Origin of the sequence: Bradyrhizobium sp. RP6, from assembly GCF_003837805.1 — a bacterium.
GTDB lineage: Bacteria > Pseudomonadota > Alphaproteobacteria > Rhizobiales > Xanthobacteraceae > Bradyrhizobium.
This window is the reverse complement of record NZ_RQIT01000010.1, coordinates 1-13319: the sequence shown is the minus strand read 5'-3', so window position 1 is coordinate 13319 and position 13319 is coordinate 1. Positions and strand designations below refer to the sequence as shown.

Genomic DNA, 13319 nt, shown 5'->3' with positions numbered 1-13319 from the left:
AGCCCCCCAAAGTCGCCACGTGGATATGTAGACGACCCCAACCCCAAGTCGACTACAGAAAGCGCCCGCCCCCCACGGGCGCTTTCTCATGTCTGGAATAGTGTTTGCGTGGCCGGTGTGGGGCCAGCAGTCCTACAAATTCCGCTGTCATGCCCCGCCACCGCGGTCTCGCCTTCGGCGAGCCCGATGACAGGCTCCAGCGGGAATCCAGTACGCTGCGGCCTCTCCGTATCCCACTATCGTCCCCGGAATACTGGATCGCTCGCTTTCGCCGGCGATGACACCGTATCTTTGGCAGCTACCGCCCCCCATAAGTCGGCGGCGGTGCCTGCACGGTCGGCGCTGCGGCAGCGAACAGCTCGTCCCTGCTGCCGGTCAGCGGCGGATAGATGCGCTTGCGGTTGATGGTCGCTTTCGTCGCCTTGGCAGCCGCGCCGGTCGTCCTCACCTCGCGATCCCAGCCTTCCGTATAGAGCGCGCCCCAGCCGCCGAGATCGAGCACGGTGACGTACCAGTCGATCCGTAGCGGCAGCATCGGCAGGCCGACGAGATCGGCCACCACGTTGTGGCCGGCGAAGCGGCCCATGGGGCGGGCGAACTGACAGGACATCACGGTCGGATGCAACCCGTCGATCACGCTCGAGGCAACGTCGCCGGCCGCGAACACGCCGCCGACATCCGCAACCCGCATGTAGGGATCGACCAGGAGCCGCCCGAGGCGATCGCGTCCGCCCGGAAAGTTCGCGGCTAAGGGGCTTGCACGCATGCCGGCACACCAGATCACCGTCTGCGCCGCAACGAACTCGCCCGAGTTCAGATGCACGCCGGCCGCCTCGACCGAGGCGACGCGCACGCCGAGCCGGGTCTCCACATCGAGCGAAGCCAGCGCTGTCTCTATGACGGGACGCGCGTGCGCGCCGATGGTGGCGCCGACCGCTGGGTTGGGATCGACCAGGATGATGCGGTGGCTGCCGGTGATGCCCGCACGCGCCAACCGGTCAGGCATCTCGGTTGCGACCTCGATGCCGGTGAAGCCGGCGCCGACCACCGCCACCGTTGAACGCCCCGGAGACGACGCACTGCGTCCGAGCGAAACCAGATGATCCTCGAGGCGGAGCGCCGCGGCATAGGTGTCGACGTCGAAGGCGTGCGCGGCAAGGCCGGGAATGTCGGGGCGCATCACCTCGCTGCCGAGCGCCAGCACGAGGCGGTCGTAGTGCAGCGTCTCCGCACCGGCGCTGGTGACGAGCGAGATTTCGCGCCGGGCCGGATCGATGGCTTCGACCTCGCCGAGGCCGTGGCTGACACCGACCGGATCGAGCAGTCGCGGCAGCGGCAGCGCGACCTCCCCGAGATCGGCCTCGTAGTTGCGCACGCGGATATTGTGATAGGGGTTGCGGTCGATGACACGGATCTCGATGTCGCGGTCGCTCGCGCCGATCTCGTCTCGCTTGCGCGCAGCGCCGATGGCCGCCCACAGGCCTGCAAATCCGGCACCGAGCACGACGATACGCGCCATGTCTGCCTGCGCACCTTCCAGAGGATCCTGCGGCCTCCCCGCCTGGACAGACTAGCTCAACGGCCGGTCTCGACCAAATGGGGCAGCGCCCGCGCCGCCGCACGAAATCGCGACTTACGCCTCGCGCAGCTCCGACGGCGTCGCCCCGAAGCGCTTGCGAAAGGCGCGATTGAAATAGGACAGATCGGAGAAGCCGGAGGAATGCGCGATGTCGCTGATCTTGCGCGCCCTGGCGCGGGGATCACTGAGCAGCTTGCGCGCCTGGAGCAGGCGCTGCTCCAGCACGAATTCGGTAAAGGTCGTGCCGGCCTGCTCGAACAGGCGCTGTGCCTGGCGCGGACTCAGTCCTGAGCGCGTCGCGACCTCGGACAGGCAGAGATCGTTGCGGCCGAGCGAGGCCATCACGTCGGCGCGCATCAGATCGAGGCGAGCCGCCGCCTGCCCGCGGCCGCGTGCGCGGCTTGCATGCTCCGCATCGGTACCGAGCAGGAGACCGACGAGATCGACCATATGCTGCGCGGTCAGGCGCTGGCCCACCGCATCGAGATGCGGCGCGTGGTTGGCGGCGAGCGCATGGTAGCGGAAGATGGTCTCGGCGATCGCGCCGTCGGAGAGCACCTGCGAGAGCTTCTCCTCGGCGCGCGGATTGATGTCGAGCAGCGCACGGCGCGGCATGCGAATGCTGGTGAAGCGGTTCTCGTCGGTGTGGCCGACGGTGCCGGTGATGCCCATGTCGACGAGCACCATCTGGGCAGGCGTGAGCTCCACGGTATGCCCGTTCTGTCCGACGCGAACGAGCCCCGCATGTGCCGCGATCAGGACGAAGTCGTCGCTGCCGTCGGCAAGATGACTCTGGGTACGGGAATATTGCGCGGAGGCGCCTTCGGGAATGGCGAGCACGATGTTGTCGATGACGCTGATCTGGAGCCGGCAATCGATGCTGTCGCCATGGCTCGGCCCGATGTCGAGGCCGCAGCGACCAAAGGCCCGCTCGCGCCAATCTTCGAACGCCGGGCCGTGCGGCAGCCCGGCATATTGATGAACGAAGATGCCCGGCGTTCTCGCTGCATCCATCTGATTCTCTCGCCCTCTCCGGCATCGCCGACTTCAAATTCTGGGGATTTGACGCGGCGAATTGCGGAGAGGTTCAAATCGAGGGCGGATTCGGGGAGACTTGTCGAAATGCGACGACCGGATGGACCGCGGCGACAAGGCGCGCCCTTCCTGACCGAATGGAGCGCAGCTCCATCCGGTACGATGCTTCGATGCTTACTTCGTCGCGGGCGCCTGCGGCTGCGTGGGCGGCACGGTCTCGATCAGCTTGCCGGAAAATACCGGGGCCGAGGTGGGCTCGCCATTCGGCGAGCCACCGGCCTGCTCGACGGTGACGGCGAAGGTTGCGCCATTGACGACCTCGGCATCGTAGGAGGCAAGCAGCGGACGCGCGGTGAAATCGCTCGCGCCGATGACGCCGAGCGAGCGCGGACGCGGCAGCTTGTCCGAGATCAGCCAGAGCTCGAAACTCTTGCCCGGCTCCGGGGTTGCGCCGACTTTCCGCACCGTGAAATTCCGTGTCGCGCCGTCGATGGTGAGGATGAAGGCGGGGCCGCCGCCCTGGCCCTGCAGCAGCGCGACATATTGCGCGGAGGCGGTGAGCGGGGCGGCCGGCGTCTTCACCTCCACCGTCTGGATGCGGGGCGCAGGACGCAAGGCGCCCGGCAGCGCATCGGGCTGGAATATCTGAAGCGACAGCGTCACGAGCAGCGCGGCCGCGAGCGCGCCGACGCCGGACGCAATATAGCGCCAGCGCTTCACGCGCCCTTCGAGGCGGATCACGTCACCATCGACGACCGGCGTCAGCTGTGCGCGCAAAACACTGATATCCGGAGCATGGACCTGCGGAATGAATTGCGGCGCGATGTCCGGGATGGCATCGGGTTCGGGGCGCGACGACCCGGGCTGCTCCGCGGCGGGATGCGATGTCTGCGGGGGCCCGTTCTCCACGGGAGATTCCGACGTCGCAGCTTCCTCCGCGGGCAGGTCCGGCATGGGCGCAGGCGGCGGCGAAGCTTCGGCAGGTGCAGGCGGCTCCTGCGCAAGCGCGGTGCGCGCGATTTCGGACTTGATGTTCTCCCACACGACCGGACGGGGCTCGACCGAGCCGACCATCTGGTTTAGCGCGCCGAGTCGATAGGACCAGGATTGCACGATATCGGCGAACGCCTCGTCCTCCGCCATCATGGCCTCGACCTGCGCACGCTCATCGGCGTCGAGCGTACCGAGCGCGTATTCCGCGGCGAGCGCGATATGGTCCTCCGTGTAGGCCATCACGCTCCTTCACCTCTCGCCAACGGGGAGAGGTGGACTGTCGTTGCCGCCCTGGTTCGTGCCGCTCTCATCATCCTCTAAAGCCCGAGGCACTCCCGTATATCCAGCATACTGCGCCGGAGCCACGTCTTCACCGTGTTGACGGGCGCGGCGAATTTCTCCGCCAATTGCTCGCGGCTCCAGCCGTTGTAATAGGCGAGAAGCACGAGCCTCTGGCGGTCCGGCTCGAGCCGGCCGATACATTCCAGGAGCCGCTTCAGCTCCTCGGTCATCTCGCGGCGCGCCAGCGGATCGGGACTCTCGGCCGCGACCTCCATCGCCTGAGGCTCTTCCTCGATGGAGACTTCCGACTTCTTGCGCACGATGTCGATTGCACGGTTGCGCGCGATCGAGGCCATCCACGTGATCGGCGACGACAAGGCGGAATTGAACTGGCCGGCGCGGTTCCAGATCTTGACGTAGGTCTCCTGAATGACCTCCTCTGCGAGATCCTGTCGGCGCAAGATACGGAGCACGACGCCATAGAGTTTCGCGCGCGTGGCGGCGTAGAGGCGTTCGAACGCGGCCTGATCGCCCTTCGCCACCGCCTCGATCAACCCGACCAGCTCTGCTGGCGTCAGCATTCAGCCCCCCAACGCGCGGCCCCGTCTTCGCCTCTCCCCGACGGGGAGAGGTCGATTTGCGCAGCAAATCGGGGGAGGGGCGCAGGGCAACGAGGACCGTCACCCCTCACCCGGCGCTCCACGCCGACCTCTCCCAAGGGAGAGGTGGGCACCGCCCTCGCTGGCACAGCATTCATTGCTGCCACCATAGCGCGCGGCAAAGCCGACCACCAAGGGGCGCGGCGCCACGCTGTGGACAGCACATACGAAAACCCGGACCTTGCAGGTCCGGGCTTGGCGCATTCCAATGTGGTCCGGCTGCGAGGGGCTCAGGCAACCGCGCCGATGCGGGCACGCATCAGGCCGATGCTGTCGAGGTCGGCCTGCTCACGGGCGTTTTCTTCGGCGCGCTCGCGAGCCTGGTCGCGCTCGTCCAGGAGCTCGACCTTCTTCAGCTCCTCGAAGGCCTCGGCCAGTGCGGCCTTGGCTTCGTCGAGCTGGCCCTTCAGCTCGTCGGCCGAGCGGGTCAGGTTCTCGCGGCGCTGGATCGCGGCTTTGGCATAGGTCGGATAGGCGAAGTGGGAGGGATCGTTGATCCCGGCACGCTCCTGCTCGGTCTGGATCTCGCGTTCGAGATCGACCGACATTCGCTGGAAATCGGCGATCATTGTCTCGATCTGGGTGACCCGGCGGCGCTTCTCGTCGACCTGAAACTTCTTCAGGCGGATGAGGGTATCTCGTGACTTCATCGACTCGTACTCCCCAGAAGTCCCCTCGCTGCACGTGGGACGGCACCGGTCGCCCCAGAGGCCCGATTGAGGCCAAGACCGGCTCTGCTACTCTGTGGGAACGGATGATGACCTGACAAAGTTAGCGTTCCGTTTCCAAATTACCGAGGATCTGCGCCAATTGGCCGTAGCCGTCCGCGAGCGAGGCATTTTCGTCCTTGCGCTGGCGCAGGAAGGCCTCCAAGGGCTCATGCAGGCGGATCGCCTCGTCGACCTCGGGGCTGGAGCCGGCCCGGTAGGCTCCGAGACGGATCAATTCCTCCATGTCGGCATAGGTCGCCATCACCTGGCGCGCCCGCTGGATGACGGGCCAGAACTGCGGATCCGCCGATTTCGGCATGGTGCGCGAGACGGATTTGAGGATGTTGATCGCAGGATAGCGGCCACGCTCGGCGATCGAGCGCTGCATCACGATATGGCCGTCCAGGATGCCGCGGACGGCATCCGCGATCGGCTCATTGTGGTCGTCGCCGTCGACCAGCACCGTGAAGATCGCGGTGATGGCCCCCTCCCCCAGGCCCGGCCCGGCACGCTCCAAGAGCTTCGGCAACTCGGTGAAGACGGTCGGCGTGTAACCCTTGGCGGTCGGCGGCTCGCCGGCGGACAGGCCGATCTCGCGCTGGGCCATGGCAAAGCGCGTCACCGAGTCCATCAGACAGAGCACGTCCTTGTCCTCGTCGCGAAAATATTCGGCGACCGCGAGCGTCAGATAGGCCGCCTGGCGGCGCATCAGCGCGGGCTCGTCGGAGGTCGCGACCACTACGACCGAACGCGCGAGGCCCTCCTCGCCGAGATCGTCCTGCAGGAATTCCTGCACCTCACGGCCGCGTTCGCCGATCAGGCCGATGACACTGACATCGGCATCGACGTTGCGCGCGAGCATCGACAGCAGCACCGACTTGCCGACGCCGGACCCTGCGAAGATGCCCATGCGCTGGCCGCGGCAGCAGGTGAGAAAGGTGTTCATCGCCCGCACGCCGAGATCGAGCGGGGCGCCGACGCGCTTGCGCGAATGCGCCGGCGGCGGCGTATTGCGGAACGGCATCGGCGAAGAACCCTGCGGCAGCGGCCCCTTGCCGTCGATCGGCTCGCCCAGCGCGTTGACGACGCGGCCGAGCCAGGCTGCGGACGGCCGCACTTGGTTGGCGGCATTGGCAATCACCGCCTTGCAGCCGCGGCGCACACCGTCGAGACCCGCGAACGGCATCACGACAGCATTGTTGCCGGAGAAGCCGATCACCTCACAGGGAATGGTGCGGTTGGCGCCGGTCTCGATCACGAGCCGCGCACCGACCGACATCGCGTGAATCGGACCGGCCACCTCGACCATCAGTCCGCGGACGCCAACCACGCGGCCATAGATATTGACGCCGTCGATGTCGCCGATCTGTTCGGCAAGAGCCTTCATCGGGAGCGCGCCTTCATGTGAGGGGCCTTCATGACGTGGTCGCCTTCTTCACGGTGAAAGCCTTAAGTTTCGCCACATTTCTGAACGGCGCTTAACCTCGTGTTTACCCGCATCATTAATCATTGCGTCACTGTCTTTGTGACTGAGCGTGACTCCCCTTCAGAAGAAGGCTGAGTCGCGGGAGTCGGTTAGGCCCGTCTCTTAAAGTGGAGCTTGAACGGAATCGGGTAACGAAAGCTGCTTCATACGCAAGACCTTAGGGCGATTCGACAAAAATTGCACCGTAGGGACTTGCGTTCCAGAATCAGAGTTTGTTAACCATCTGTCGTCAGGATCCGAATCAGTTGTTCAAAGGCGTTTTGTTGAGTGCCGCGAATGCGGCCGACCTGACGCCCAGGAGCGGCGACTATGGGGAACTGGCATGCGCGTTTTGCTGATTGAAGATGACAGCGCCGTCGCGCAGTCGATCGAGCTGATGCTGAAGTCGGAGAGCTTCAACGTCTACACGACCGATTTGGGGGAAGAAGGCGTCGATCTCGGTAAACTATACGATTACGACATTATTCTTCTCGACCTCAACCTGCCCGACATGTCCGGCTATGACGTGCTCAAGCAGCTCCGGGTCTCCAAGATCAAGACACCGATTCTGATCCTCTCCGGCCTCGCCGGCATCGAGGACAAGGTCAAGGGTCTCGGCGTCGGCGCCGACGACTACATGACCAAGCCCTTCCACAAGGACGAGCTGGTGGCCCGCATCCACGCGATCGTGCGCCGCTCCAAGGGCCACGCCCAGTCGGTCATCCAGACCGGCGACCTCGTCGTCAACCTCGACACCAAGACGGTGGAAGTCGGCGGCCAGCGCGTGCATCTGACCGGCAAGGAATATCAGATGCTGGAGCTCCTCTCGCTCCGCAAGGGCACGACCCTCACCAAGGAAATGTTCCTCAACCACCTCTATGGCGGCATGGACGAGCCGGAGCTGAAGATCATCGACGTCTTCATCTGCAAGCTGCGCAAGAAGCTGGCGAACGCCTCCGAAGGCCGCAACTTCATCGAAACCGTGTGGGGCCGCGGCTACGTGCTGCGCGAGCCGCACGAGCACGAAGAGCGCATTCCCGCCTGATCTCCTGGGTTACGTCGCGAGCCCATGAGGCTCGCTCCTCCCAGCCTGGACCCCGCCGCGAATGGCGGGGTTTTTGTTTTTGGGGCGTATTCTCCCTCTCCCGCTTGCTTGCGAAATCGGTGCGGCAGCCGCTGCTGATACGACTTCATCCCTCTCTAACGTTTGAACCACTACCCTTCCCCTGCCGACGAATGGTCGCTGCACAATGGGGGAACGATGATCCTGCAATCACTCGCCGGCCTGCCCGCCTTCTTGGTCTATTTCTGCACCGGGCTGATCGCGATCGTGGCCTATCTGTTCGTCTACACCCGCATCACGGCACATAACGAGTTCCAGCTCATCCGCGACAACGAACCGGCCGCGGCCATCGCGCTCGGCCTCAGCCTTCTCGGCTTCGTGGCACCGCTGGTGAGCGCCATCGCGCATTCGGCCAACGTGCTGGACTGCCTGATCTGGGCGACGATCGCGCTGGTCGTGCAGGTCATCGTGTTCTTCCTCGTCAAGGTCCCGGTCCCCAGCCTGTCGGAGCGGATCTCCGCCGGCGAGCTTGCCCCGGCGATCTGGCTCGGCCTGTCCTCGCTCGCCGCGGGGCTCCTCAACGCCGCCAGCATGATCTACTGAGATGGCCGACAAACCTGCCAAAAAGGAGTTCGGCAAGCGCCGGCCGGTGGCCGAGCCGCCGCCGCGGCCTCCGGTGAAGCGCTCCGGCCATGTCGCCCTCCTCGTGATGGGCACGATCGCGGTGGGCACCACCGCCTACACGCTGATGCCGCGGCAGACCTGCGAGCCTTCTCCCGGCGCCGTACCGGGCCAGACGACGACGACATGCAGCAGCAGTTCGTCAGGCGGCAGCAGCTCGCGCTGGTCGTCACGATCGAGCTTCTTCAGCAGCGATTCCTCGAGCCACTCCTCGACGGGAACGTCGTCCGACTCGGGCTCCCATAGCGTGAGCCGCGGCGGCTTCGGCTCGTTCGGCCATGGCTTCTCCGGCGGCGGCTAGCGCATGATCCGGAAAAGTGGCCACCGGTTTTCCATCGCGACGAACGCGAAACGCGTTTGCGCGGAGATCGTGCGCAGGCAATAACATGCAGCGCATCACCTGCCCCGAGCGCGACGACTGGCGGCAGACCGCCGAGCAATGCGGCTTTTCCTTCCACACCATCGACGGCGAGCGCTATTGGGACGAAAGCGCCTATTACGGCTTCACGCTCGACGAGATCGAGCGCGGCATCGAGACGCCGACCGGCGAGATCGAGGCGATGTGTCTGGAGCTTGCCGGCCGTGTCATCGGCGACGAGCGCCAGTTGCGGCGCTTGAAGATCCCGGAAGCGTTCTGGAGCCTGATCGCAGAGAGCTGGGAACGCGACGACCGCAGCCTTTACGGCCGGCTCGATCTGAAGTTCGACGGCAAGGCGCCGGCAAAGCTGCTCGAATACAACGCGGACACGCCGACCTCGATCTTCGAGGCCGCGGTGTTTCAATGGACCTGGCTCGAACAGGCGATCGAACGCCGCATCATCCCGGCCCGCGCCGATCAGTTCAACTCCATCCACGAGCGGCTGATCGCGGCATGGAAGGAGATCGCGGCCGGCCGTCACGTCCACCTCACCGGCACCACCGGCAACGACGAGGACGCCGGCACGCTCGCCTATCTCGAAGACGCCGCGCGCCAGGCGGGGCTCTCGACCACGCTGCTTGACATCGAGCACGTCGGCTGGCGCGACGAGACTGGCGGCTTCGTCGATCTCGACGATGGCGACATTGCGCTCGCCTTCAAGCTCTATCCCTGGGAGTGGATGTTCCAGGACGCGTTCGGTGCCAAGCTCAAGGACGCAACCACGCGCTGGATCGAGCCGCCGTGGAAGGCGGTGCTCTCCAACAAGGGCATCCTGCCGCTGCTCTGGGAGATGTTTCCGAACCATCCCAATCTGCTGCCGGCCTTCTTCGAGGACGATCCGCGCGCCGCGGAGCTCGGAACGTCCTACGTCCGCAAGCCTCTGCTGTCGCGCGAAGGCGCCAACGTCACGCTGGTGTCCGGCGGAATGCCGCTCGACGAGCAAGCGGGTCCCTATGGCGCCGAAGGTTTCGTGCGCCAGTCATTGTCACCGCTTCCGAACTTCTCCGGCTTCTATCCGGTGGTGGGAAGCTGGCTGGTGAACCACGAGCCGTGCGGCCTCTCGATCCGCGAGGACGAAAGTCCGATCACGGGAAACGGTTCGCGGTTTCTGCCACATGCGATTTTGTGAGGGCTCGTCGTTCCGGGCGCGACAAAGTCGCGAGCCCGGAATGATGGAGAGCTCACCTCGCCGCTGCCACCTTCAATATCGGCGGCATCAATCCGCCCATCGGCCGGCCCGAGCGCGCGGTATTGAGCTGATAGAGACCGCGACGGTCGGTCATGGGGCGGAACGCATCAGTGATGCCGACGACGGACTCGGCAGCGCCAAGCAGCAGCGCGCCGTCGGGCTCCATCGCCTTCGCCATCCGCTCGAAGATCACCGCCTTGGTGTCCTGATCGAAATAGATCAGCACGTTGCGGCAGAAGATCACGTCGAACGTGCCGAGATGCGAGAAGTCCTGCAACAGGTTGAGCTGGCGGAACTGCACCATCGCGCGAATGTCGGCATTGAGCTGCCAGAGCTCGCCGACTTGCGTGAAGTACTTCATCAGGTGCTGGATCGGCAGGCCGCGCTGCACCTCGAACTGGCTGTAAACGCCGGCCTTGGACTTCTCCAGCACCTCCTGCGACAGATCGGTGGCGACGATCTCGATGCGCCAGCCGGCGAGGGCCGCGCCCATCTCCTTCACGCACATTGCGATCGAATAAGGCTCCTGCCCCGTCGACGACGCCGCCGACCAGATCCGCAAGCTCTTGCGCGCCGCGCGGGCCTGGATCAGGCCCGGCAGGATGGTCTCGCGCAGATGGTCGAACGGAATCTTGTCGCGGTAGAAGAAAGTCTCGTTCGTGGTCATCGCTTCGACCACGTCGGTCGCAAGCCGGCCGTCGCCGTTCCTGATCTTCAGCACGAGATCGGGGATGCCTGATAGGCTTGCCTTTCGGGCGAGCGGCAGCAGCCGGCTTTCGACCAGGTACTGCTTGTCGGCCGAGAGATCGAGGCCGGAGCGCTCCTTCAGGAACTTGCGCAGATAGTCGTAATCCGTCGGCGTCACGAGCGGTCTCCCGCGAACAGACGGTTGACCTTGGCGCCGATCTGGTTGAGCGGCAGGATCGCCGCGCAGATGCCGGCATTGGCCGCCGCCCCCGGCATGCCCCAGACCACGCTGGAGGCTTCGTCCTGTGCGATGACGCTGCCACCGGCGGCGACGATGTCCTTGCCGCCGCGCATGCCGTCCGAGCCCATGCCCGTCAGGATCACGGAGAGGATATTGCCATGCCAGACGTCGATGGCCGAGGTGAAGAGCGGATCGACCGCGGGCTTGCAGAAATTGACGGCCGGCCCGTCATCGAGCGAGATCGCGACATCCGCGCCGCTGCGCACGACGCGCATGTGCTTGCCGCCGGGCGCCAGGTAGATCCGTCCCGCCTTCACCGGCTCGCCGTCGACTGCCTCGCTCGCCGGCCGGCGGCTCGAGCGGGCCAGATGCTCGGCAAGGATGGTGGTGAAGGTCGGCGGCATGTGCTGGGTGATCAGCACCGGGAAGCGGTCGATGACCGGGCCGAGCTCGGTGACGAGCGACATCAGCGCCTGAGGACCGCCTGTCGAGGAACCGATCAACAGCACCTTCGGCGCCTGGGTCGAGAACGGACGCGTCGACAGCGATCCTGACGGGGCATGCACGGCTGGAGCGGGCACAGGTACGGCAGGCCGCGCAACAGGACCGCGCGCGGCCGGAGCCGGGCTTGCGGGCGCCAGCGGCGGGCTCGCAACCGCAGCTTTGCGACGCAGCCGCGCGCCGAGATGGCGGATCTTCTGAATCAAGTCGTGGTGAAAGATATCGGCGGCCGATGCCTCGCGCGTCGACTCCGGCTTCGGGATGTAGTCGGCCGCGCCGAGGGACAGCGCCTTGAAGCTGATCTCCGCGTTGCGGCGGGTCAGCGTCGAGGCCATGATGATGACGAGATCGCGCTTCTTCGCCAGCAGCTGCGGCAGCGCCGAAAGGCCGTCGAGATCGGGCATTTCGATGTCGAGCACGGCAACGTCGGGGTTGATGCGCTCGAGCTGGTTGACCGCCTCGAGCCCGGTGCGCAAGGAGGCCGCGACCTCCATGTCGTGCTCGGCACCGACCCAGCGCGAGATCAGACCGCGGATGACGACGGAGTCGTCGACGATCATCACCCGCAGAGGCCCGGCTTCGCGCGGCGAGCCCGTGGTCGAATTACCTGCGAACGCAACACTCATTACTCACCAACACAGACTGAAACGGTTCAGTTGAAAACTAGCTCCGAAGGATCCGTTCGCCCTCCGGACGATCGCTCAGATCAGGCCGACTTCCTGGAATTTCGCCGTCACGATGTCCTTGTCGAACGGCTTCATGATGTATTCGTTGGCGCCGGCGTGCAGCGCGCGCGCGATATGCGCGACGTCGTTCTCTGTGGTGCAGAACACCACCTTGGGCTGGTCGCCGCCGGGCATGCGCCTGAGATGGCCGAGGAATTCGTAGCCGTCCATCACCGGCATGTTCCAGTCGAGCAGCACCGCATCGGGCAGCCCGCGCTTGCAAGCCTCCAGCGCCTTCTCACCATCTTCGGCTTCGAGGATCTGAAAGTCGAGGCCCTCCAGGATCCGGCGCGCAACCTTGCGGATGACGCTGGAATCGTCAACGACGAGACAAGTTCGCATGTGAACCTCTGCTTCCTCCCCTTTGCGGGGGCACTTCCAGTTGCAAGTCCGTCGGCGGCAGCGCCGCCCTATCAGGCCGCCATCATCTCGGGTGCGAGCTCGAGGACGCGATCGACGTCGAGGACGACCATGAGCTGGCCGTCGAGGCGGTGGACGCCGCCGGCGAGCTTGGCCATGCGGGGGTCGAGGTTGACCGGGTTCTCCTCCTTGCCGTCCTCGGGCAGGCGCAGCACCTCGCCGATCTGGTCGATCAAGAGGCCATAGGATTCGCCGCGCAGGTCGACGCCGACCGCCATCGGCACCTTGCCGTCCTCGGCCCTGGGCAGGCCGAGACGGGCGCGCATGTCGACCACGGTGACGATGCGGCCGCGCAGGTTCAACACGCCCGCGATCTCGCGCGAGGACAGGGGAACGCGGGTGACGCGCTCGGGCATGAACACGTCCTGGACGCGGGAGATCGGCAGGCCGAACAGCTGGCCGCCGATCATCGCGGTGACGTATTCCACCATGGCGCCTTCGCTTACTTGCGTCTTGCTGGTCATCGCTTGTCTCCTGATCCTGCGTTTTGGTTGAGCATGATCTTGTCGGAAAACCGCTTCACACTTTTCCGGATCATGCTCTTAAGCCGCGGCCCGGCTCAGCTCGGAAGCGCCGGCGGCGCCCGCGGTCTGCTCCTTCAGCGCCGCGATCAGGCCGGGACGGTCGAACTTGGCGACATAGTCGTGGAAGCCGGCCTGACGGCCGCGCTC

At 65.4% G+C, this 13319-nt stretch carries 14 protein-coding genes; 4 read left to right on the top strand and 10 right to left on the bottom strand.

Annotated features, from left to right (window positions below):
- Positions 1–298: 298 nt before the first annotated feature.
- From EHH60_RS19365 to fliI, 6 genes are all read right to left on the bottom strand, one after another.
- Positions 299–1519 (bottom strand): NAD(P)/FAD-dependent oxidoreductase, encoded by a 1221-nt coding sequence (locus EHH60_RS19365; RefSeq protein WP_124161046.1) that lies wholly within the window; start codon positions 1517–1519, stop codon positions 299–301.
- Positions 1520–1633: 114 nt separating this feature from the next.
- On the bottom strand, positions 1634–2593 hold the full coding sequence (locus EHH60_RS19360) for a helix-turn-helix transcriptional regulator (protein WP_124161045.1): 960 nt from the start codon (positions 2591–2593) through the stop codon (positions 1634–1636).
- A gap of 195 nt (positions 2594–2788) precedes the next feature.
- Positions 2789–3847: an anti-sigma factor gene (locus tag EHH60_RS19355; RefSeq protein WP_124161195.1), complete on the bottom strand. Its 1059-nt coding sequence runs from the start codon at positions 3845–3847 to the stop codon at positions 2789–2791.
- 77 nt (positions 3848–3924) lie between these two features.
- Positions 3925–4470, bottom strand: a complete 546-nt coding sequence (locus tag EHH60_RS19350; RefSeq protein ID WP_124161044.1) for a sigma-70 family RNA polymerase sigma factor — start codon at positions 4468–4470, stop codon at positions 3925–3927.
- 308 nt (positions 4471–4778) lie between these two features.
- Positions 4779–5198, bottom strand: a complete 420-nt coding sequence (gene fliJ / locus EHH60_RS19345; protein ID WP_011084990.1) for a flagellar export protein FliJ — start codon at positions 5196–5198, stop codon at positions 4779–4781.
- A 121-nt stretch (positions 5199–5319) separates the two neighbouring features.
- Positions 5320–6645 (bottom strand): flagellar protein export ATPase FliI, encoded by a 1326-nt coding sequence (fliI, locus tag EHH60_RS19340; RefSeq protein WP_124161043.1) that lies wholly within the window; start codon positions 6643–6645, stop codon positions 5320–5322.
- 421 nt (positions 6646–7066) lie between these two features.
- Between fliI and ctrA the strand changes: the two genes are divergently transcribed.
- The 4 genes from ctrA to EHH60_RS19320 all read left to right on the top strand — a co-directional run bounded on the left by ctrA (position 7067) and on the right by EHH60_RS19320 (position 10014).
- A complete protein-coding gene (gene ctrA, locus EHH60_RS19335; protein ID WP_008138878.1) occupies positions 7067–7768 on the top strand; it encodes a response regulator transcription factor CtrA in 702 nt (233 codons plus the stop codon).
- 216 nt (positions 7769–7984) lie between these two features.
- Entirely contained in the window at positions 7985–8389 is a 405-nt protein-coding gene (locus tag EHH60_RS19330) for a DUF350 domain-containing protein (RefSeq protein WP_124161042.1), read from the top strand.
- A gap of 1 nt (position 8390) precedes the next feature.
- On the top strand, positions 8391–8768 hold the full coding sequence (locus EHH60_RS19325) for a hypothetical protein (protein ID WP_124161041.1): 378 nt from the start codon (positions 8391–8393) through the stop codon (positions 8766–8768).
- A gap of 85 nt (positions 8769–8853) precedes the next feature.
- Positions 8854–10014 carry a glutathionylspermidine synthase family protein gene (locus tag EHH60_RS19320; RefSeq protein WP_124161040.1) on the top strand — a complete coding sequence of 387 codons (1161 nt, stop codon included), beginning with the start codon at positions 8854–8856 and terminating at the stop codon, positions 10012–10014.
- A gap of 52 nt (positions 10015–10066) precedes the next feature.
- Here the strand turns inward: EHH60_RS19320 and EHH60_RS19315 are convergent, their stop codons facing one another.
- From EHH60_RS19315 to EHH60_RS19300, 4 genes are all read right to left on the bottom strand, one after another.
- On the bottom strand, positions 10067–10939 hold the full coding sequence (locus tag EHH60_RS19315) for a CheR family methyltransferase (protein ID WP_124161039.1): 873 nt from the start codon (positions 10937–10939) through the stop codon (positions 10067–10069).
- Entirely contained in the window at positions 10936–12129 is a 1194-nt protein-coding gene (locus tag EHH60_RS19310; protein ID WP_124161038.1) for a protein-glutamate methylesterase/protein-glutamine glutaminase, read from the bottom strand. The genes EHH60_RS19315 and EHH60_RS19310 overlap by 4 nt, the downstream gene beginning before the upstream one ends.
- A gap of 75 nt (positions 12130–12204) precedes the next feature.
- A complete protein-coding gene (locus tag EHH60_RS19305; RefSeq protein ID WP_007600538.1) occupies positions 12205–12570 on the bottom strand; it encodes a response regulator in 366 nt (121 codons plus the stop codon).
- 71 nt (positions 12571–12641) lie between these two features.
- Positions 12642–13112: a chemotaxis protein CheW gene (locus EHH60_RS19300; protein ID WP_124161037.1), complete on the bottom strand. Its 471-nt coding sequence runs from the start codon at positions 13110–13112 to the stop codon at positions 12642–12644.
- Between the last annotated feature and the right edge of the window lie 207 nt (positions 13113–13319).

Bases quoted from the DNA above. Each gene is read 5' to 3' on its own strand.
- ctrA (WP_008138878.1), top strand. From the start codon at position 7,067: ATGCGCGTTTTGCTGATTGAAGATGACAGCGCCGTCGCGCAGTCGATC.
- EHH60_RS19350 (WP_124161044.1), bottom strand. From the start codon at position 4,470: ATGCTGACGCCAGCAGAGCTGGTCGGGTTGATCGAGGCGGTGGCGAAG.
- fliJ (WP_011084990.1), bottom strand. From the start codon at position 5,198: ATGAAGTCACGAGATACCCTCATCCGCCTGAAGAAGTTTCAGGTCGAC.
- EHH60_RS19330 (WP_124161042.1), top strand. From the start codon at position 7,985: ATGATCCTGCAATCACTCGCCGGCCTGCCCGCCTTCTTGGTCTATTTC.
- EHH60_RS19320 (WP_124161040.1), top strand. From the start codon at position 8,854: ATGCAGCGCATCACCTGCCCCGAGCGCGACGACTGGCGGCAGACCGCC.
- fliI (WP_124161043.1), bottom strand. From the start codon at position 6,645: ATGAAGGCTCTTGCCGAACAGATCGGCGACATCGACGGCGTCAATATC.
- EHH60_RS19305 (WP_007600538.1), bottom strand. From the start codon at position 12,570: ATGCGAACTTGTCTCGTCGTTGACGATTCCAGCGTCATCCGCAAGGTT.
- EHH60_RS19310 (WP_124161038.1), bottom strand. From the start codon at position 12,129: ATGAGTGTTGCGTTCGCAGGTAATTCGACCACGGGCTCGCCGCGCGAA.
- EHH60_RS19325 (WP_124161041.1), top strand. From the start codon at position 8,391: ATGGCCGACAAACCTGCCAAAAAGGAGTTCGGCAAGCGCCGGCCGGTG.
- EHH60_RS19300 (WP_124161037.1), bottom strand. From the start codon at position 13,112: ATGACCAGCAAGACGCAAGTAAGCGAAGGCGCCATGGTGGAATACGTC.
- EHH60_RS19360 (WP_124161045.1), bottom strand. From the start codon at position 2,593: ATGGATGCAGCGAGAACGCCGGGCATCTTCGTTCATCAATATGCCGGG.
- EHH60_RS19365 (WP_124161046.1), bottom strand. From the start codon at position 1,519: ATGGCGCGTATCGTCGTGCTCGGTGCCGGATTTGCAGGCCTGTGGGCG.
- EHH60_RS19355 (WP_124161195.1), bottom strand. From the start codon at position 3,847: ATGGCCTACACGGAGGACCATATCGCGCTCGCCGCGGAATACGCGCTC.